Consider the following 20,603-nt stretch of genomic DNA (forward strand, 5'->3'; position numbering starts at 1 on the left):
AAAAAAACAGTGCATCTCCCAAATAAGGGAACATGCACTGTTTTTCTTTTTCTACTTTATTATTCTGCTTTCTGTAAGACGGAAACAGATTCAGAGGCTCTGATTCTCTGTAAAATGCCTTGAATGGATGGATACTCGTCGTACAAGAATACGAGTGTATCACCAGGTTGTGATCGCTCCCATGCCTGTAGCATCGCTTCAGGTTCTTTCGGATACACATGAACAGCCGTTTTTTTTTTTGATTCCTTTACACCGGTGTAGAGAAGATGAACCGTTTCGCCAGGTGTGCGTCCTCTTAGATTCACATCTTCTTTAATGATAAAAATATCCGAATGGGTACCAAAGATGCGGCCCATCTCTTGAATGTTATGGTCCTGTCTATCTCCGGCTGCCGATCCAACCGTAATCACACGACCGCCATTTCTCAGCTGATCCACGGTTTCGAACAAAGCTTTAAGACCTGCTGGGTTGTGAGCGTAATCTACTACAATTGTCCGGCCGTGGATGTTATCCACGTTAAAGCGTCCGCGGTTTTGGTTCTCTGTCGGAAGGAACGTAATCACTTTGCTGCGCAGTTCAGATAACGGACGTCCTAATGAATGGGCAGCAGCGAGTGCACCCAGTACGTTCGCAACATTATGTCGGGCTGCACCATTGATCGTTAACGGAATATGAGAAACAGGCAGGAATCTTTCTGCCTTTCCGTTCTCACTGAACATCACCCAGTCATTTTCGAGGTACCATACTTTTGCGCCGCTCTTTAGTCCCTTCTGGATCTCCGGATTCATGACGGATAGCGAGAAGAATACGACTTCACCGTTCGTGTGCTGTGCCATATCCACACAACGTGGATCATCGGCATTCAATACACATGTGCCTTCAGGCAGTACTACTTCAGCCACCGTTTGTTTTAATCTTTTCAGATCATCTAATGTTTCGACGCCATTTAAGCCAAGATGATCTTCACTCACGTTTGTTACGATGCCAACATCACAATAACGGAAAGCAAGACCTTCACGAAGCATGCCTCCCCGTGCTGTTTCAAGTACAGCAACATCAACGGCTGGGTGAGACAATACTTTGCGGGCACTTCTTGGTCCGCTGCAGTCGCCGGAATCCAGCTGCTGATCGCCGACCCATACTCCATCAGAACATGTAAAACCGACCGTTACATTTTCTTTTTGTAAAAGGTGCGCGACTAATCGGGAAGTCGTCGTTTTACCGTTCGTTCCTGTTACAGCCACCACGGGAATAGCGGCTTCTTCACGGGATGAGAACAAGTAATCAACAATCGCCCCGCCGGCATCACGTTTTTTTCCTTTTGAAGGGTAGAGGTGCATGCGGATTCCTGGAGCTGCGTTCACTTCTAAAATGGCAGCTTCCCCCTCTTCAAAAGGAACAGTTATATCTGTTGAAAGGATATCGATGCCTGCAATATCAAGACCGACAGCAACTGCAGCTTCAATGGCCATTTTACGATAAGAAGGGTGAACTTCATCTGTAACATCAATTGCAGATCCGCCCGTTGAAAGATTTGCGTTTCCAAGCACTTCTAAGGCTTGTCCTTTTTTCAAAACGGATTGCAGGGAGTAGCCGCTCTTTTCTAAATGTACGACAGTGCGCTCATCCAGCGGAATCTTGCTCATCGCTTTTTCATGTCCGTCGCCACGCAATGGATTCAAGTTTTCTTCATCAATTAATTCACCAACTGTTTTGTAGCCGTCTCCCGTTACGATAGGCGGAAGTCGCAGGCTCACAGCAACCAGTTCTCCGTTCACTACAAAAAAGCGATAGTCGTTGCCAGCATAATAACGTTCGAGAATGTACTGCGTTCCGTCACTGTACACAACACGAAAAGCTGCTAACAGATCTTCATCATTCTGTATGTCGGTCACGATATTTTGACCTTGTCGCCCGTTAAGCGGTTTGATCACAAGGGGATAACCGATTTTCTCAGCTGCCTGAAGAAGTTCATATTCATTGGACACAACATCGCCCGATGGAACAGGAAGACCCGCACCTTTTAACAGTGTCTTCGTCATATCTTTATCACATGAATTTTCTACGGCCAGATAAGAGGTCTGGCTAGAAATCGTCGCTTGCACGGATTTTTGTTTTTTTCCGGTTCCAAGTCTTAAGTAGCTGTTTGTTCCGATTCTTTCCACTGGGATCTTGCGACTTCGAGCAGCATGGTAGATCGCTTCTGTACTCGGACCTAATTTATGCAGATGATAAAGGTCTGAAGTATGCTGTATATATGAATCAGCGCTGATCTCATCTCCTTCAAGAATAGCCGTTACGATTTCGATCGCTGCTTCAAACGCGTAATAGCCAGACTTTGGCTCTGCATAATCATACGTAACAAAGTAGATTCCTTTTCGCTCACTAGTTATCGTCTTGCCGCGTTTGACTTTTATACCTGCAAGATGCTGGATTTCTAACGCAATATGTTCTAATATATGCCCCATCCACGTTCCTTCATGAAGACGTTCCACAAATCCGCCGGCATATCCTCTCGAACACGTGTGAGTATGAAGGGATGGGATGACTTTTAATAATTTTTCTGTAAAACCCGGTAACAGGTTTGAAGGTTTTTCCTCGAATTCTTCTATATCAAGCTCAATCCAGATAGTTGGTTTGAAGCTGTAAAGATTAGGTCCCGTTAAATAATTCACGCGATTGATTTTCATTTATTACGCTCGCTCCTTAAGAGATGATTAATTCTCGTTTGTGTAAATTGAAAACCGCGCCCGCACCCAATGTATGGAAGCGGATATCGGAAATCGTCATGTTTCCTTTGTTCTCAGCAACGTCTACATAGGTTGATGTTTTGCCGTCGAAGATGCTGACGTTGTATTCGCCGATTACTTCGAACTGTACGCCGTCGTTATGTACCCAGATTGCAGTGTTTTCATCGATTCCGATGCCAATGATCTGAGGATTTAACGCGATGGCGCGCATCAGCCTGCTGAAACGGTCGCGCTGGGAAAAATGTTGATCAATGATAACGTCTTCTAAAAATCCGAAGCCTGAGCCCATTTCTAGAACAGAAACGTCCTCTTTTTCAAAAAGCTTAGACGATATAATCATTAATCTGCTCATAACAGCAGCACCGGCACTCGTTCCGCCGATGGTTAAATTGTCTTTCCATTCCTGAAAAAGGTGTTTGTAAAAAGTGGTGCCGCCAAGAATACTTGTCAGTCTCAGCTGATCTCCGCCTGTCATGAACAAACCCGACAGAGTTGAGAGCTGCTCGGGCAATTCAGGATCCTCCGCTTTTTCACGGGAATCTAAATGGAAAAGCAGTGGCTTTGTGCCATGTAATGTGTGAAACAGTTCATGATATTCGCTGCCTACTTCTTCCGGAAAGCCGGATGCTGTTGTCAGAATTCCGATTGGACCTGGACGGTTCTTACATAATGCAGCGAACCTGGAAAGGATCATTTTCTTATCGCTTTTGTCTTCATTGCCACCAATGATCAACAGATCACCTTTTGCCATCTTTCATCAGCCTCTTTGATAAATGTAGTAGTTGGTATTATAGGTCGAAATTAGCAAGGAATTTCGCCCTGTTATGTATACCACTATTCGTCATCGTTCAAACCAAAACGAGGAAAATATTTACTGAATATTTAAATTGTTAGAATTTTTGTAAAAATAGCTAGATTCCTGTCAAAAGACTTAGTATAATTTACCTACTGGAAGTTTTTTGCTTTCAAAATAATGAAAAGGAGAGAAGGTAAAACAAAAGAGAAAATAGGAGGATGTATAGATGGAAAAAACAATGCTTCTAGGTTCCTACGAAATTAACACAAGCACAATGGCACTTTTACCGTTTTACAATGAGTTCGGAGTAGTGCATACCGAAATATTGGAATCGGAAAAAAATGAAAGAGTCGCACTCAGTCCTATCAAAATTATCAATGAAAGCTGCTTGTTCTTCGGCTCCAGTTATGAAGGCAGGCGAGAAGCTGTCCGCCGCTCAATGGGCTATGTGAGTTTATCCCCAATCATGATCAACCTCGAATTAGGCATTTTCTTTTTTCCCGTAGAATCACCTAAAAACGAAACATGCATCTGGTTATCACAGTCACACGTGCAGCGAATCGAAGCCGTTGACTCCGATACATGCAGTGTCCACTTTAAGAACACCGCAAACCTGATCTTACCCCAATCGAAGCATGCATTAGAGGCGAAACTGTTCCGTACCGCGCAATACCGATATATATTAAGTGAACGAGTGAGTGAAAGAAATATGAGATATTAAAAAATAGCGCCTGATGCGAATGAAATCGCACGGGCGTTATTTTATGGAACTTTCTTCCTTTTGGGACGTAAGTATTAAAAAAGGGAGGGAATTGTATGAGAAATATAATGATTTCTGTTATCACAGTAATCATCATGATAGGGGTCAATTTTGGACTAGCGAGGGTTTTTGGCTGGAATTTTATTGATTTTTCCTTGTTTGTCGGCTTAGCATGCACCTTCATCATACGATATTTTACTTCGACCGGCGGTTTAACTTCCAACATGGTTCGTGTACAAACTCAGGCTATAACTGGCATTAAAGTAGAAGAAGAGAAACAGACATTTAAACCGACTTATGCTTATTACACAGCTCTTGTTTATACAGCAGTCTCGTTTATCGGCATTATTATTTATTATCGGGAATATTTTTTATAAGGTGTTAGGTAACCTTGACTCTTCATTTTTCGTCTGATAGTAGAGGTGAGGAAATGAGAAAAAATTATTTCAGCTTGATCCTTTTATTGTTAGTAATCTTGTCAGCATGTAAAGAAAAAGTTAATGTACAGATTTCAGGGATGCCAGATGCTGAAGAGGTACTAACTCTTGATCCGAATTCTAATATTTTTTTGTGGGATGGCCGTGTTTATAAAACAAATATAGAGTGGGTGGAGGAACTAAAGCTGACAAAACATAAAGAGCTTGGTGTAATTACATCTGTCTCTACACACCGTGAAAACTATAACTATAAAAACGGCATGGCAAATAAACTGCCGATTGGTGCGAAAATCTTTTCAGCTAAAGAAAGAGACGACATTTTGCTTGCAGAATACGAAGGAAAGTTAATGAAATATTTGGGGGTAAGTGAAGGGTAACACGCTTCGTTGACAAGATGATTGTAGTACCTGGAGCAGATATCAACAACTTCGAATTGCAACAAAGTATACGAAAGCAACCAAAAAAAGAAACCTTCCAAACTGGAAGGTTTCATCATTGTTACGCTTGTTTTCGTGCTTCCTCTTCATCCTCGTCTTCTTCATCCTCGTCAAACGGCACATCAAATTCAGAGGCAGGTGCTGTGAATAATGAAATACCTACCAAACTTATAAGACCAGCCGACATACCATATAGAATAGGATTTGTTGCAGTCAGCCCTTCCATAAAGAGCCCCACTAATACAACAACTGTTGAGATTATGATCGAATAAAATCCAGAACTTGGTGTAGCTCTTTTCCAAAAGAAAGTCATGACGAGCGGAACAAATATGGCTCCAGAAAGAATGGCATAGGCAACATCAAGCGCCACCAATACGTCTTGAATCCAGATAGAAAACGTAATCGCTATCAATCCAATAAAGAGGGTAGTTATTCTAGATGCTGTTATAAGTTGACGATCTGTTGAGTTCTTTAAAAAGTACTGTTTTAATATATCATTTGTAATTAATGTTGATGAAGCAAGCAATGATCCGGATGCTGTTGACATTAGAGCAGAACAGACGCTTGCGAGAACAAGACCTAAAATCCCCGTTGGAAGAATGGTAAGAGCCATCTCAGCAAACGTATTTTGAGGATTCTCTAAGTTAGGAAGTACAATGAATGCACACATCCCGATGATACTCCCAGCAATCGCATAAGCAATACTATATACTCCTGCAAAAATAGAACCGTTTCTTGCTATTTTACTAGATTTAGCTGTAAATACACGCTGCCAAATATCTTGGGAAACAACCATTCCAAGTGCAAACAGCAGGAAATATTGGAAAATTTGCTGATAGCCGATGGTAGTAAAATCTAAATGAGTTTCAGGTAACGTGGATACTAGATTTCCTAAACCGTCTACTTTTGAAAGACTCATAGGCAGCATGATAAAGAAGATTCCAGCCGTCATCACGACAAATTGAATAATGTCTGTAACCGTAACACTCCACATTCCGCCAAGAATCGTGTAAAAGAGGACGATACTACCACCAACAAGCATAGAGGTTGTAATGCTCCAGCCTAATAGTACGTTAATGATCGTACCCATGCCAATCACTTGAGTGACGGCAATCATAAGCGTATAGATCGAAGCAACAATAGCACTTAAAAGACGTGTTTCTGATTTATACCGTTTACCCAAAAGTTCACTGATCGTGGTAACTTTTAACGAATTAATCTTTTTAATAAAAATAGTACCTAAAAGAATAATGCCTAAACCAATCATAGATACAAACCAAATACCCGAGATTCCAAATTGATAGCCAAGCTTTGTCGTTCCAATTGTTGCAGCTCCGCCTAAAATAACAGCGGATAAACAGCCTAGATACATGAACATGCCAAGATTTCGTCCGGCTAGGTTGAAGTCCTCAGATGTTTTTGCCTTCGTTGAACCGATAACGCCAGCCCCGATCAATACTGCGAAATACAAAAGAATAATAACGGTATCAAGTGCCTGCATAATAAAAAACCTCCTTTTTTATTGAAAGATTGTAGTCATACATTTTGATAGCTTCCGCTTAACTGCATGTGAAGTTCATTCTGATATTCCAAAACAGCTTCTTCCAGAACAGACAGGCCGTAATCGATTTGTTCTTTATTAACTGTTAGAGGAGGAATCATCCGAATCACTTCTCCGTGGTTTCCGCATAGGTAGAAAAGCACTCCTTTTTCTAAGCATTTGTCTAGGATGGTCATTAAACCGTTTCCGTCAGGCTTGCCAGTCAAAGGATCAACGATTTCGATGCCAATCATGAGACCAAGTGCTCTGATACTGCCAATAACAGGTGATTCTTGCTGTAACACTTGCAACCGTTCGTAAGCATATGCCCCCATGTTTTTCGAGTTCTCAACAAGCTTTTCTTCTTTTAAAACAGCAATCGTAGCAAGTGCAGCTTCACAAGCGATCGGATTTCCTCCGAACGTTGTTCCATGACTTCCTAACGGCCATTGCTTCATCAATTCTTTAGAAGCGACAGTAGCACTTAAAGGCAGACCGGAAGCAATCCCTTTTGCGATCGCCATAATATCAGGTATGACATCAAATGTCTGTGCTGCAAACCACTCACCAGTGCGACCAAATCCCGTTTGGACTTCATCAAAAATGAGCAGAATGCCGTGTCTATCGCAAACCTCTCTCATTTTTTTCAGCCATCCACTTGGAGGTACGATATAGCCGCCTTCACCAAGAACAGGTTCTACAATCATACAAGCCACTTCTTCTGGTGTTACTTGATGATTAAACAAGGTTTCAAAATCTCTCTCAAGCTTCTCGATCACGTACGTTTCAGGATCCATTCCACTCGGGCAGCCCTTCACATCAGCATAGGGTACTTGATAAGCGAGACCGTTCGGCTGAAGGAACTTACGATATTTGCTTTTCGATGTGGTGACACTTAAAGCACCGAGCGATCTGCCATGGAAACAGCCGATAAAGGAAACGACATACGGCCGTTTCGTTACATGCTTGGCTAGTTTGATCGCTCCCTCAATTGCCTCTGTACCACTGTTAGCAAAGAAGAAACAATCGAGATCACCAGGTAAAACTTTTGCCAATTCCTTTGAAAGCTTCAAGATCGATTCATACATGATGACACCAGAAGGGCCATGCATGAGATGGTCAGCACCATTTTTAATCGCTTGTACGACTTTCGGATGACGATGACCCGTGTTAGCTGTTGCGATCCCAGAAGTGAAATCCAGATATTTCTTTCCATCTAATCCGTAGTAATAACAGCCTTCCGCTTTTACTACAGGTAGATTTGGATGATCCTTAGCCATACTGGGGGCTAATAGATCGGGCATTTCCGTTACAAGATTACTCCAGTTTGTTGACACAAAATGACCTCCTTGAATATTCAATCTCTCGTTGTATAAAAAATTCCTATACAGAATATCCATGCAAGTTTTGTGCCAAAATATTAATAAATTTTATACTTTTTTAATTTTCTAACAATTGAAGGTTGACTTGTCCCAAGTGCATTCGCTATACGTATTGTTGTTATGTATTTTTTTCTCGCTTTTAATAAAATTTGTTTTTCCGTTTCCTCCAATAATTCTTTTAATGTTTTATCGCTATCAACTGAAGGCGGAGAAAGGGTAGGCCCTTTTTTTAAATGGTCTGGAAGCTGTTCTACTGAAATAAGGGTTGATGGTGAGAGAACGACTAATCTTTCCATAATATTAATAAGTTCCCGCACATTGCCTTTCCATTCGTAATGCAACAAGTGGTGCACGACCGCTTCATCTAATTTCTTTTCGCGATTATATTTCTCCTCAAATTGCTGCAGCAGCAAATGTATAAGAGGTACAATGTCTTCTGTTCGTTTTCGGAGAGGAGGGATTGTTACAGGAACAACGTTTAATCGAAAATATAGATCTTCCCGGAATCTTTTCTCTTGAATAGCAGTATTCAAGTCTTTATTCGTAGCAGATATCAACCGGAAATCCACTTTGATTGGCTTTGTTCCACCTACTCGGTAAAACTGTTTTTCCTGAATCACTTTTAACACTTTTACTTGATGATGCAGCGGCAATTCACCTATTTCATCTAAAAAGAGTGTTCCGCCATTAGAGAGTTCAATCAAACCTACCTTTCCTTTTTGGTGTGCACCTGTAAATGCACCGGATTCGTAGCCGAATAATTCAGCTTCAAACAACGAATCTGGAATTGCACCGCAGTTTACTTCAATGAACGGTCCTTTGTTTCGATGGCTTTTATTATGTATGAATTTTGCTAGAAGTGATTTTCCAACACCAGATTCGCCAAGAATCAGCGCATTCACATCGACTTCAGATAATTGAAGCGCTGTACTGATTACCTTTTTCATATCTTCACTGTTTGCTATGATTCCGGCATCCATGAGTTGCTTACTTCTCAACAGATCCAATTCGCTTTTAACACGTTCCATTTCTTCTTCCATTGTAATTAAAAAATCTTTGTATTCTGCTAGTTCAGTAATATCATGCGAATAACTGACAATCCTGTAAAGCTCACCTTTTTCGTTATACACGGGGATGCCTGTTACCAGCAGTTTTTTTCCTTTATTCGTTGTTTGGACAAAGGTGATCTTCTTATTTTCCTTTACAACCATAGGTGTTAGTATCGGAGTAAATAATCCTTGTCTTTCAAGATCATATACAGATTTTCCAATCAGGCTCTCAGAATCTACACCGTAAATCTTACCTGTAACTTCGCTGACTTTTAGAATAATTCCATCTACGTTTGTTACTAAAATATCGTCTTTTAATGAATGAAGAATTTGTTCGTTTTCATTCCATGTAGAAGAAGAGGTCAAAATAATCATCCCTTTCGATTATTAGTAGTGATTTTATTATGCAATTCTGAATAATTATTCGTTTTTGAATAATTATAGCTTAGAGAGTGCCTTCTGGATACGGGTCAAATGAAATTTTTCCATGAAAAAAGGACCAACAATGTGGTCCATAATTTTATTACAATACTTCTGTATTTAATTCTACATCAATATTTCCTTTTGTTGCCTTTGAGTAAGGGCAAACGCCATGTGCTGTTTGAACAAGTTCTTGAGCTTCCTCTTGTGATACTCCGCTGACCCCTACATGAAGCACGACCCCCAGCTTAAAGCCGCCATCTGTATCTTTTCCGATTGAAACTTCAGCGGTTACTTTGGATTCAATCCGTTTTTTGGATTGTCTCGCCACAAGGTTTAACGCGGAGTCAAAGCAAGCTGCGTAACCAGCTGCGAATAATTGTTCGGGATTGGTTGCACTCTCGTCTCCAGATCCACCAAGTCCTTTTGGCATGGCTAACTGATGGTTTAATACTCCATCCTCGCTTTTCACCGTTCCCGCTCGTCCACCTTCTGCTGTTGCTTTAGCTGTATATAACTTTTCCATATGGAATAACACTCCTTTTATTTGTGTAAAATTAAATTGTGTACAACTAAATAATAAGAGCTTATTATAATAATGTCAAACAATTAAATTGTGCAAAATTAATGTATAATAGAAAGAAGCGATGAATGAAGGAAAGGAATCGATTATGGAAGATCAAAACCCCTTGTTATTAGAAAGCCAAATTTGCTTTAAAATTTACACGCTTGAACGTGAAATCACGAAATTGTATAGAAACTTGTTACAAGATCTGGATATGACGTATCCTCAATATTTAGTCATGCTGCTGCTTTGGGAAAAAGATGGGATGACCGTTAAAGAAATAGGAAAACGATTGTTTTTGGATTCGGGCACCTTAACACCGATGCTGAAACGAATGGAGGCTAATGGAATAATTAAAAGAAGACGATCAACTGAAGACGAGAGAAGTGTCATTATTTCATTAACAAAGAAAGGTGAACAATTAAAACAAAAAGCAGAATGCATTCCTTCTAAATTAGTGGAAGATATGTCGTTGGATCATGGGGAATTACCGACACTGAATAAAACGCTGACAAATATGCTCTACAGGCTGCAAGGGCAGACCACTAGTAATTAATAAACAAATCTTTAAACACTTAGATCAATATTGAAAAAGATGCACAAAGAATTATAAAAATCTTTCAGGATAACGATGTAGATCCTTTAGGTTTAGAGGCAAAATATGAAGCTCATTATCGGGATTTTAAATTAAAAGAATGGGAAGCTTTGTATCCCGATGTTAAAGTTAACGTCAATGTGGACCTTAACATTAACCATACAGGTATTATTGAATAAAAAGTAAGAACTTTCCGAGCGGAAAGTTCTTTTAATTTGCTGTTAAGCTCATGATAAATTCTTTCATGTACAGATTCAGCTCATCAGCAGCTTTTGTTGGTATCTGGTGCTTTACATTGTCAACGATTTTTAATTCATTGTGTTTCAATTTTTTATGCAATATCTTGGCATATGGATGAAACTGGCGGTCTTTCTTCCCGTAAACGAGAAGAATTGGCAGATCAATGTTCAAGAGCTGATTTGTGCAATTGTATTCTGCACTGTAAGAATAATACTGCTCGATATTTATTGCATTACCCTTCATTGATGATGTAAATAGCAGTCGGAATATCTCGTTGTTATTTGAGTTCGTCTTGGAAACAGATAATGCAATAAGCGGTACGGCATCCTGGGCAGCAAGAGATCTCCCCAGCTCAATTTTATCTTTTAAGACACCATGTGCTTCAGACATGCCGCTTATGATGATCCCGCCAAGAGCTCGATCTGGCAGTGTAAGTAAGAACTCCAAGACAATAGAACCGCCGGTCGAATATCCACTTACATAGGCTTTATCAATACCGAGATGATCCAGGAGCTGTTTAATATCCTCTACAATTAGTGGATACGTAAGAGGAGAACTTGAATAATAACTTTTACCATGGCCTCTAATATCAAAAGTGATTACCTTATATATTTTTGATAATTCATCTTCCTGATAAGTGAAGTTTTCAGATGTAAGCAGGGGAGGGTGGATAAATATGATGGGCACCCCGTCTCCTTTAACACGATAAGATAAAGAAACGCCATCTGCTGTTTCAAAGTAAGCCATTTTTAATTAGGCATATTCCCAGGATTGTTTTGCTGTGGAGCTTGAGCATAACTTTGAAGCATCGCAGTCATATCTTGATCTTTCAATTGCGGAACCTGATAATATCCATGTTTATTTTGATATAAAAAGATCTCGTAACTCATTTCAATAAAGTTTGGAACACTATCTGCGACAACACGGCGTAATACAGGGTTGGTCATCTCAAGTGCTGTCATGGCTAATAGCGTAGCTAATGACTTTGTGTTTCCTAACATGTAAGCAGATAATCCTTGGTCGGAAAGATCGTTCACAGATTGATTTGGCTTTTTCGGAGCTCCCGGCTTAATGCCATAAACAACATTGTTATCCTGGTTCATTTTGTATTGCTGAGTCGGAACTTCCGGGTCTTGTCCAGTACTGAAACAATCAACGATTGTATTATACATTTGGGTTAGAAATGCAGCCTGGCGGTGGTTGATATCTTTTAAGATCGGGTCCTTAATGTGCTGATCATACATTTGATATTGATCAAGCATGCTGATGATGCCGGCAATGACTTCATGCGCATCAAACAGCTCGTGGCCGCCATGGTTTTTATTCATAGCTTGATTTCCCATCATATTTTGCGGCTTTTGAGCTCCGTTTTGCATTTGATTTTGATCTTGGTTAGGCATAGGGATTTCCTCCTAATATTTTTATTACGTCATTAGGATACCTAGTTTCAGATCAATCATGTGTACAAATCAAAAAAACTGGCTCATTTTGGTTGAATTTACAACCTTTTTGAGCCAGTCTTTGTTTTAATTATTGTTTACTTCATCATCACGCATCAGCCAGCCTTCAAAATGGCGTTTCACATAGTTTTCAGCTGATTGGAAACTATCAAACGTTTCATCGACTGGATGGGTTTTATGTGTGATCAGCCAAGTTTCGTTATCATCTGAGTAGATCTTTGAAACGTCCTGGTATTTATTCACGTACATGGTTCCATCAGGGTTTTCTTTAACGTTTTGTTCGTTCTTCGGTGCATCAATTCTTCGCGGCTGTTCTTGGAAAGCTGCCACAACAAACTTCTCAAAAGCTTCTGGTGTCATTGTTCCTCCAGATGCTTTAGGATGTCCGCCGCCGCCATACTGCTTCGCGTAAATCGAGCAATCCACTTCTTCATGAATGGTACGCAGTCCAATCCGTTTGTTTGCGATATTCAAGATCACGATAAGATCTAAGTGAGGGTTCTCACGATTGATCTCGTTGCCTAGTTCTGAATGATAACGTTCAGCATGCAGAATACCGATCTTGTAAGTCTTCTCTTCAGATCCTTCACCTAAAGACCAAGTGTCCCAGATCTCAACCATTTGCCGCTGCTTTTTTTTAATGTAATCAGCGATGTTTTCTTCTTCTAAATCAAGGATCGTTGTTTCCGTTTCAGAGAACTCGAATGAGTCACCCTTTAGGCGTTCCATGATCTGTGCTTCAAACTTATCAGGAGGAAGAATGAAGAATAGGTCATTAAGACGTTTTGCTTCAACCTTTTGATCAAACCATTCCCACGTGTCATAAAGTCTGACCAGCTCTACATATTCTTTTAGAGCGCCTGTGTCTTTCAGTTTGCCGTTCTCCAATAAATATTCATAAAAAAGAGAAGTTGCACAAGTCAGACGATCATCGTCATAGCGAACTTGAACATGTCCCCAGTCAAATCCGTTAAAGTGAAGTGCTGTTGCATGATGGTCGATCAGTTTAACTTTTCCACCAGCATTGGAACGTTCGTCCAGACGCATCATTAATTCTTCGTTTACAGCGATATCTGTAATAATAATTTCTGTTTTTCGTTCTTTTGGGTTATCCAGAAGCTGTTCCACACGGTCGTTGATCGTACCATGAGAACAATATGATATTTTGCAGTTGTCTCCAAATGCAAGCTGTGCCAAGTAACCGCACGATTTACCGTCTAAATCATTGTGTGAAAATAAATGAATCATGTTAGTATCCTCTCTATTTTGCTCTCTGTCTAGAGTATCGTCATAATGCGAAAAGTTCAACCTAAAAAAACATTTACAAAAGATGGAATTAGGTAGAAAATGGTAGTAGAACTTTGTTGCATACAAAAATGGAGGTTTTCAAATGAAGGATTTTCTGAAAATATTTCAGAACCGAAACTTCAGCAAGCTTTTTTTAGCTGGATTTACATCAATGATGGGAAGTATTATAGGCGTTACAGCGTTTATGTTTTATTTGCTGGATAAATTTAGCGAACAACCATTTTATGCGACGCTGGCAGAGTTGATGTATTCACTGCCTACATTAGCAGTCTTTTTTATTGTAGGTGTGCTTGCAGACAGGATGGACCGTCAGAAGATCGCTTTATATTGTGACTGGATTTGTGCTGTTCTTTGTTTAGCATTGATGGGTGCAATTTTGCTGGATTGGATGCCGTTAATATTTGCGGTTTTATTTTTGAGAAGTGCTGTCGGCAAGTTCTTCTTTCCAGCAGATCAAGCCATGGTGCAAGGGATTTTGTCAAAAGATGAATATGCGATTGCTGCAGGATTAAATCAGATGGTTGGAAGTATGTTCATGCTTTTTGGAAACATGCTGGGGATCTTTATTTATTGGAGTGTCGGTATTCAAGGAGCTATCGCATTTGACCTTGTTACATATGTGGTTTCCGCTTTATTGATCATGAGTATGAAAGTGAATGAAGAAGTGCGTTTGCCGAATGGAAAACATAAGTTTAAAGATATTAATATCGGGATGGTATGGAAAGATTTCGGTGCAGGCTTCTCGTATATAAAGAATTCTAAATTACTGATGGCTTTGATTTTTGGTTTTTTCTTGTTCGGTGTAGTCAATGGCGGTCTATCGGTCATGCCTGCATTTATCATGAAATACAAACTTGCTCCGGAAAATTATGAGCAAATGATGATGTGGATGGGGATTGTGTTTGGTATTTCAGTCCTGGCTGGAAGTGTAATTTGTTCGATGCTTGCTAAGAAGATAAAGCTTTCAACGGCTATTATCATTGGACTTTTTGCAAGTGGTATAGCAATTGGTCTTTGTGCAGTAGCTGCAAACATTTGGGTTTTCTTTATTTTCACTGCTCTAATGGGGCTTGGTATTCCGCTTGTAAACATTGGCTTAGGCGGATGGCTGCCAAAAATCGTGGACCCGAAAATGATGGGACGTGTTCAAGGTGCAATCACACCGATTAATATGCTTTCACACACGGTCACACTTGCATTGATTGCGGCGTTTTTTCCGAAATTTTTATCAGTTGAAGCGCTATTCTGGGTAGTAGGTGGAGCACTTTTCATTGTTGGATTGTTCTATATGTTCACATTGCCTAAATATGATGTTGAAGAAACAGAAGAAACAACTGATATGGATCTGAAAGAAAAAGTACCAGTGTAAAGCTGGTGAAAGTAACGAACCCCTTATATAATGAAAGGCGGAGGGGAAGTTATGGCATTATTTCAAAGTATTCTATTCTGGTTTTTTATTATATTGCCTATCGTTCTTTTTATCGTGGCCATCGCCAGAACATCGTGGGTGTTGATGCTCGTGAACTTGTTATTAACACTGCCGTTAGTTTGGTTTGTAGGCTGGATTACGGAAAGATATGGTGCAGTTTTTGTTGTAATCGCTATTCATCTCATCACAGGTGGTTGGCTGTGGGTGAAAAGTCAGCGAATGGATTTTAGATATTAGTATGTGAAGGTTTCTGCAGATTTCAGTGTATGCAGAGCCTTTTTTATTTGGTTGTTTTCGTAAACTTTGTTGCTCTTGAAAGTGGTTGATTTCCACTCCAGGCTGCTCGCTTTCCACGGGGCGTGCGGTGAGCCTCCTGCCGCTTTGCGCCATTAGGAGTCTCCACCTGACCGCTTCATGGAAGTATCCTTGCTCCTGCGTCTACAAGTAAATGCTACCGATGTGAGCTTCCTCGTCGCATGCCTAGCGAGAAACTTCTCATGTGGTAGGCACGCACCTTGCGCACCAATCAACTTGCAAATGATGCAGAATTGAAAAAGCCAAAAGCAACAATCCTTTAGAAAATTTTTAAAAAAACGACCGGCTGGGATGGCCGGTCTCGCTGGTGGGGAGGTTAGGTGTTGGAATATCTAACCTATATTTAGAATAACACGAACAAGTGTTCCTGTAAACTTTTTTTGCAGTCTATTTTTTCCAAAGTATTGAAAAAGTCGTTCCTTTTGGTGAACTTGACTTCATAATGAGTTCGGCACCTAAAGCTTTTGCAAGCATTCTGCTAAATGGCAAACCAAGTCCAAGTCCTCTGACTTTTAACTTTTTCTTTTCCCCTCGGAAGAAACGTTCGAAGATATATGGCTGTTCTGCTTCAGGAATGCCTGATCCTGTATCATGAACTTCGATTGCTTTCTTTGATAAGGATACAGTAATTGAGCCATCCTTTCCAAGTGCTTGGTAAGCGTTATTTAAAAGGTTGATCAAGATCTGCTGTAATCGAAGCGGATCTGTTTCTCTGAATACATTTTCTTCGGGAACAACTAACTTAATATCGAAATCCTCATTCAACGTGATTTTCCAGTGATGTACAATTTCTCTCAGAAGTTCATTCATATTGGTTTCTTCTGATCTAATAGAAAACGCTCCGGCTGATAGGGAGTTGTAATCTAGGAGATCTTCAATCATTCTCTGTAATCGGTGAATTTCTTTCATTGTAATTTCTAAAAACTCATCACTTTCATTTCCAGAAACAATCCCGTCTTTTACAGCTTGAACAAGACCGCTTATTGATGTTACAGGTGTTTTTAAGTCATGGGTAACGTCTGCCAGCAGTTCTGCGCGAAGAGTTTCGAGCTGAGTCAGCCTGTTCGTCATCTCTTCAAAAGATGTTAATAATTCATGGATTTCCTTTTCTTTTGCTTCATCGGTGTTTAAATTGATATCGTAATTGCCATCTCTAATCTGGGAAGCAGCATATGCCACATTGTGAATCGGTTTTAAAATTTTCTTAGTCAATAGATAGATGACGATCCATCCGAGCAATCCCAACCCGATCAGTAAGATGATCGGCAATCGATATTCTTGCTCAACATCTGTTAATTCTGAGGCGTTTTGCACGACAAGAACCCAGCCCGCTTGATTGTTTTCATAGACAATCGGCTTTTTCACTGCATATACATGGGTATCATTTAGTTGTAATTTTTGTACCGTTTTATTATTTTCTAAAATGTCAGAAGGAATCTTCTGGAGATTATGAAATTGATGTTCTTTAGGCATAAGTCCTTTATGAAGTGGTTTTGAATTTAGGACATTGCCATTCATATCTGTTATAAAAAACTCTGGCGGTCTGTCCATTTGAAGGACTTTGGCTCGGTCATCGAGTTTCTTGTTGAATAGGTTGTAGTCTTTATTTCTGTCTGTTGATGCGATTCGATCTGCCGCTTCAGCTGCCATATATTCCATGAGGGTTAACCGGTTCTCAAGGGTAGTATGTCTGATCCACCATAAGGAAAAGACGCTAAGGATCAGCAGTCCGATGAAAAGAGTAAACAAATATCTCGTTGTCCAATACCTTAACAATGTTGTTCGATTTTTATTTTTCATAGACACAGAACTGATACCCCAATCCTCGAAGTGTACGTATTTCTCCTTGTGAATCAGGCCATTTTGCCAGCGCTTGTCTGATTCGTTTTATCGCGAGGTCCACAGCGCGTTCACTGCCGTCGTAATCCAGTCCCCAAACTTGTTCAATTAAATTGTCCCTAGTAAATGTCCGGTTAGGCCTAGCTGCTAAAAAGAAAAGCAGGGAAAGATCTTTCGGTGTAAGAACGACAGGTTCTCCGTTTATTTTGACAACATGAGAATCAAGATTAAGGCTCAGTGATCCAAATTGTTTTATATTATCTGTCTCTAAAACATTTGCAGCACGGCGTAATACTGCATTAACTCTTGCAATGACTTCTTCACCAATGAAGGGCTTTGTTATGTAATCGTCAGCGCCTTGGTTCAATCCTTTTAAACGGTAATCGATGTCTCCAAGTGCAGTCAGCATGATAACGGGACAAGAGCTGTTTTCGCGGATTTCTTGCAGGATGCTCCAGCCATCTCGATCTGGGAGCATTACATCCAATAGTACGAGATTAGGAGTATGTTCAGTAAACATATGAAGTGCCGTTTTACCATCAAATGCCTGAAGCACTTCATAGCCTTCATGTTTTAAGTACACGGTCAAAACTCTTGAGATGGTTTCTTCATCTTCAACTAACAAAATTGTTCTCATGGCAGCTCCTCCTATTACCCATACTATACTTGAAAAATCCCCAGTTTTATAGACTGGGGACTTGATGGAAATTTAAATTTCATTTCCGGTTTCAGCAGGACTTTCTTCGTTTAATTGCGGCTGTACATCAGCTGATGGAGGAGCGTCTGGACCAAATCGTTTTCCGCCTACATGATGCTTTCCTTTACCATGATGACCATCAGGACCAAATCCGCCTTTTCCAAAAGGTAGGAAGAAATCATCCCCGCGCAATGCATCAAGCTTATCAGCATCTTTCTCTTGGATCGCTTCAATTAATTCGCGAGTTGATTTGTCTTTTGTAGAGATGCCAAGTTCCTTTGCCAGGTTCTGCACTTTTTTCTCTTGCACTTCCATTGCAATTTCAGGAATCGCTTTTCCGTCGATCGTGATATTCAGTTTTTTAGCTTCTGCTTTAACTTTTGCAGACATTACTTCATGAGCCAGTTCTCTCATTTCCTTACCGTCAGTCGATATTCCTAACTCTTTCGCTTCCTTCTTAATCGATGCAGTCATCACTTCCTGTTGAAGGGTTTGAAGGTCTTTTCCGTCTGTTGAGATGCCAAGTTCCTTCGCTTTTTTGTTAAGTGAAGCTTGTCTAATATCTTGTCTCAATGTTTCAGCATCTTTTCCGTCTGTTGAAACACCAAGTTTCTTTGCTTCTTTTTTCAATTCAGCTAAGTGAATGGCATCAAACAGTTCACTAGCATCCTTATTGCTTGTAGAGATTCCTATATTCTTCACTTTTTTCTGAAGTTTTACGAGCTGTACTTCTTCAGCCAATGTTTCAACGTCTTTTCCGGAAGTCTTAATTCCTAATTCTTTCGCTTCCTTTTTGATTTGTTCTGTGCGGATCTCCTTCATTAACGTTTCTGCGTCTTTACCGCTCGTACTGATTCCAAGCTCTTTCGCTTTTGCAAGTAAATCCTCTGAGTCTCCTTTAAAGAAGCCACCTCCAAAATGGCCGTGTCCTTTCATCTTCATCTCCCATTTTTTCGATGATGACTCTGCAGATGCAGTCTGATCGTTGTCTGCTGCAAGGGAAGTGGTTGCGTAGCCTCCAGCTAATAATGCGCCTGCGATTGTAAAACCGATTACTGATTTTTTCATGAAATGTTTTCCTCCTGGATGGTTTTGAGTAGTTTTTTCTAAGGTTCGAACCTTGTACACTTAATGTAACCACTGAAGATGTCAGCACAATGTCAGGAGAAAGAAAATATAAAAATATATTGAACATTTTTTGAAAGCAAAAATGAAGCAAGCATTTCCAATCAAATAAGGACTATTTCATTAAAAGTATAAGAAGGAATGTGTCAGGTTGATGTCAAAGGGGAAGTATGGGTCATATACCTTGCCGATTTTTATGTAAAAGGCATACACTATATTTTAAAACGCAGTATTCTTATTTGTTAGGAAGGGATTGTCATTTTGTGAGCTATTTATATGATGCATATATAAAAAATGAAACACAGCAGAAGTGGTTTAGCAAAATAGATATTTTGGCTAGTAAGTTTGCAGAGCGAGCTGATAAACATGACCGCGAAGGCAGTTTTCCTTTTGAAAATGTGGATGAGCTTAAAAAAGCTGGATACTTGTCGTTAACGATACCGAAAGAGTTTGGCGGAGAAGGGCTTAGTCTGTATGAGTTTGTGCTTTTACAAGAAAGAATTGCAGCTGGGGATGCAGCAACAGCATTGTGCCTCGGATGGCACCTTGGATGTTTTCTCGAACTATCCGAAGAGCGATCGTGGAAGGAAGAGACGTTCCGTTCATTATGCGAAAAAGTGGTAAACAATCAAGTCCTTGTAAATCGTGCGGCATCTGAACCTGCGACAGGCAGCCCGACACGCGGCGGGATGCCGCAAACGAAAGCTGTTAAGCGGGGTGATGACTGGGTGATCAATGGTACTAAGACTTTTACATCTATGGCGCCGGCATTAGATCATGCAATTGTTTCTGCACAAATTGGTGACACGGGGAAAAAAGGAAACTTTTTAATTGATATGAAGCAAGATGGAGTCACTATAGAAGAGACGTGGGATACAGTTGCAATGAGGGGAACCAGAAGCGATGATCTCGTTATGAAGGATGTAAAAGTTAATGATGAGTCTCTTGTTGAAGAAGAGCGTGGAAAATTAGACTTTCCAAAAGCTTGGCTGCTCCACATACCGGCTTGTTATCTTGGCGTAGCAGTTGCTGGAAGAAATGAAGCCGTTAATTTTGCAAAAAGCTATAAACCGAATAGTTTGCCGGGAGCTATTGCCGAGGTTCCTGAAGTTCAACGCAAGATCGGTGAAATGGAGCTCGAGCTCTTTAAGGCAAGGGAACTTCTATATTCAACTGCTGCAAAATGGGTGAATGAGCCCGAATCGAGAATGGAAATGGGACCTTCACTCATGGCAGTTAAGCATGTGGCAACAAACTCGGCTGCAAAAGTAGTAGATCTTGCGATGCGGATTGTGGGAGCAAGAAGCTTGGCCATGTCGAGTCCACTTCAGCGGCACTATCGAGATGTGCGTGCTGGACTTCATAACCCGCCGATGGACGATATGGTAATTAGTTCACTGGCTAAGAGAGCTTTAAATGAATAGCTGTAATCTTCAAAGCCTTTCAGCTCATTATAGAA

The 20,603-nt window shown here is 40.4% G+C and carries 20 protein-coding genes; 8 read left to right on the top strand and 12 right to left on the bottom strand.

The genetic code is table 11. The features are described 5' to 3' along the window. Positions 1-59: 59 nt before the first annotated feature. Positions 60-2,690: a cyanophycin synthetase gene (gene cphA / locus ABE41_RS07105; protein WP_066288088.1), complete on the bottom strand. Its 2,631-nt coding sequence runs from the start codon at positions 2,688-2,690 to the stop codon at positions 60-62. Between the two features lie 16 nt (positions 2,691-2,706). Next, the gene (locus ABE41_RS07110; RefSeq protein WP_066288091.1) at positions 2,707-3,501 is read right to left on the bottom strand and encodes a cyanophycinase; all 795 of its coding nucleotides are present in this window, start codon (positions 3,499-3,501) and stop codon (positions 2,707-2,709) included. Between the two features lie 271 nt (positions 3,502-3,772). On the opposite strand from ABE41_RS07110, the gene ABE41_RS07115 reads away from it, so the two are divergent. The 3 genes from ABE41_RS07115 to ABE41_RS07125 all read left to right on the top strand — a co-directional run bounded on the left by ABE41_RS07115 (position 3,773) and on the right by ABE41_RS07125 (position 5,120). Next, on the top strand, positions 3,773-4,267 hold the full coding sequence (locus ABE41_RS07115) for a competence protein ComK (RefSeq protein ID WP_066288093.1): 495 nt from the start codon (positions 3,773-3,775) through the stop codon (positions 4,265-4,267). Positions 4,268-4,362: 95 nt separating this feature from the next. After that, positions 4,363-4,683, top strand: coding sequence for a hypothetical protein (locus tag ABE41_RS07120; protein ID WP_066288095.1), 321 nt, complete (start codon positions 4,363-4,365; stop codon positions 4,681-4,683). Between the two features lie 53 nt (positions 4,684-4,736). After that, positions 4,737-5,120, top strand: a complete 384-nt coding sequence (locus ABE41_RS07125; protein WP_066288100.1) for a hypothetical protein — start codon at positions 4,737-4,739, stop codon at positions 5,118-5,120. Between the two features lie 121 nt (positions 5,121-5,241). Here ABE41_RS07125 and ABE41_RS07130 read toward each other — a convergent pair whose 3' ends face one another. The 4 genes from ABE41_RS07130 to ABE41_RS07145 all read right to left on the bottom strand — a co-directional run bounded on the left by ABE41_RS07130 (position 5,242) and on the right by ABE41_RS07145 (position 10,097). Then, a complete protein-coding gene (locus ABE41_RS07130) occupies positions 5,242-6,681 on the bottom strand; it encodes a sodium:solute symporter family protein (protein WP_066288105.1) in 1,440 nt (479 codons plus the stop codon). A 35-nt stretch (positions 6,682-6,716) separates the two neighbouring features. Next, complete coding sequence (locus ABE41_RS07135) at positions 6,717-8,057, bottom strand: aspartate aminotransferase family protein (RefSeq protein WP_301336205.1); 1,341 nt, start codon at positions 8,055-8,057, stop codon at positions 6,717-6,719. A gap of 83 nt (positions 8,058-8,140) precedes the next feature. Next, complete coding sequence (locus tag ABE41_RS07140) at positions 8,141-9,517, bottom strand: sigma-54 interaction domain-containing protein (protein WP_253805455.1); 1,377 nt, start codon at positions 9,515-9,517, stop codon at positions 8,141-8,143. Between the two features lie 157 nt (positions 9,518-9,674). Beyond that, positions 9,675-10,097: an organic hydroperoxide resistance protein gene (locus tag ABE41_RS07145; RefSeq protein ID WP_066288111.1), complete on the bottom strand. Its 423-nt coding sequence runs from the start codon at positions 10,095-10,097 to the stop codon at positions 9,675-9,677. 121 nt (positions 10,098-10,218) lie between these two features. Between ABE41_RS07145 and ABE41_RS07150 the strand changes: the two genes are divergently transcribed. Together ABE41_RS07150 and ABE41_RS21530 are read left to right on the top strand one after the other, a co-directional pair. Beyond that, on the top strand, positions 10,219-10,692 hold the full coding sequence (locus ABE41_RS07150) for a MarR family winged helix-turn-helix transcriptional regulator (protein WP_253805456.1): 474 nt from the start codon (positions 10,219-10,221) through the stop codon (positions 10,690-10,692). A gap of 29 nt (positions 10,693-10,721) precedes the next feature. Further along, entirely contained in the window at positions 10,722-10,910 is a 189-nt protein-coding gene (locus ABE41_RS21530; protein WP_367642156.1) for a Ger(x)C family spore germination C-terminal domain-containing protein, read from the top strand. A gap of 31 nt (positions 10,911-10,941) precedes the next feature. Here ABE41_RS21530 and ABE41_RS07155 read toward each other — a convergent pair whose 3' ends face one another. From ABE41_RS07155 to ABE41_RS07165, 3 genes are all read right to left on the bottom strand, one after another. After that, the gene (locus ABE41_RS07155; protein WP_066288116.1) at positions 10,942-11,718 is read right to left on the bottom strand and encodes an alpha/beta fold hydrolase; all 777 of its coding nucleotides are present in this window, start codon (positions 11,716-11,718) and stop codon (positions 10,942-10,944) included. Between the two features lie 2 nt (positions 11,719-11,720). After that, positions 11,721-12,371 carry a spore coat protein gene (locus tag ABE41_RS07160; protein WP_066288120.1) on the bottom strand — a complete coding sequence of 217 codons (651 nt, stop codon included), beginning with the start codon at positions 12,369-12,371 and terminating at the stop codon, positions 11,721-11,723. A gap of 126 nt (positions 12,372-12,497) precedes the next feature. Next, complete coding sequence (locus ABE41_RS07165; protein ID WP_066288123.1) at positions 12,498-13,679, bottom strand: DHH family phosphoesterase; 1,182 nt, start codon at positions 13,677-13,679, stop codon at positions 12,498-12,500. Positions 13,680-13,821: 142 nt separating this feature from the next. Between ABE41_RS07165 and ABE41_RS07170 the strand changes: the two genes are divergently transcribed. Together ABE41_RS07170 and ABE41_RS07175 are read left to right on the top strand one after the other, a co-directional pair. Next, positions 13,822-15,108 (top strand): MFS transporter, encoded by a 1,287-nt coding sequence (locus tag ABE41_RS07170; RefSeq protein ID WP_066288125.1) that lies wholly within the window; start codon positions 13,822-13,824, stop codon positions 15,106-15,108. Positions 15,109-15,159: 51 nt separating this feature from the next. Beyond that, the gene (locus ABE41_RS07175) at positions 15,160-15,405 is read left to right on the top strand and encodes a hypothetical protein (RefSeq protein ID WP_066288130.1); all 246 of its coding nucleotides are present in this window, start codon (positions 15,160-15,162) and stop codon (positions 15,403-15,405) included. 465 nt (positions 15,406-15,870) lie between these two features. Here the strand turns inward: ABE41_RS07175 and ABE41_RS07180 are convergent, their stop codons facing one another. From ABE41_RS07180 to ABE41_RS07190, 3 genes are all read right to left on the bottom strand, one after another. Continuing rightward, positions 15,871-17,283, bottom strand: coding sequence for a sensor histidine kinase (locus tag ABE41_RS07180; RefSeq protein ID WP_253805489.1), 1,413 nt, complete (start codon positions 17,281-17,283; stop codon positions 15,871-15,873). Beyond that, positions 17,273-17,959: a response regulator transcription factor gene (locus tag ABE41_RS07185; RefSeq protein ID WP_066288137.1), complete on the bottom strand. Its 687-nt coding sequence runs from the start codon at positions 17,957-17,959 to the stop codon at positions 17,273-17,275. The genes ABE41_RS07180 and ABE41_RS07185 overlap by 11 nt, the downstream gene beginning before the upstream one ends. Positions 17,960-18,031: 72 nt before the next feature. Further along, positions 18,032-19,087 carry a hypothetical protein gene (locus tag ABE41_RS07190; protein WP_066288140.1) on the bottom strand — a complete coding sequence of 352 codons (1,056 nt, stop codon included), beginning with the start codon at positions 19,085-19,087 and terminating at the stop codon, positions 18,032-18,034. Positions 19,088-19,407: 320 nt separating this feature from the next. Here ABE41_RS07190 and ABE41_RS07195 point away from each other — a divergent pair, with 320 nt between their 5' ends. Continuing rightward, positions 19,408-20,568: an acyl-CoA dehydrogenase family protein gene (locus ABE41_RS07195; protein ID WP_066288143.1), complete on the top strand. Its 1,161-nt coding sequence runs from the start codon at positions 19,408-19,410 to the stop codon at positions 20,566-20,568. The last annotated feature ends 35 nt before the right edge of the window (positions 20,569-20,603 follow it).

Origin of the sequence: Fictibacillus arsenicus (assembly GCF_001642935.1) — a bacterium.
Classification (GTDB): domain Bacteria; phylum Bacillota; class Bacilli; order Bacillales; family Fictibacillaceae; genus Fictibacillus; species Fictibacillus arsenicus_B.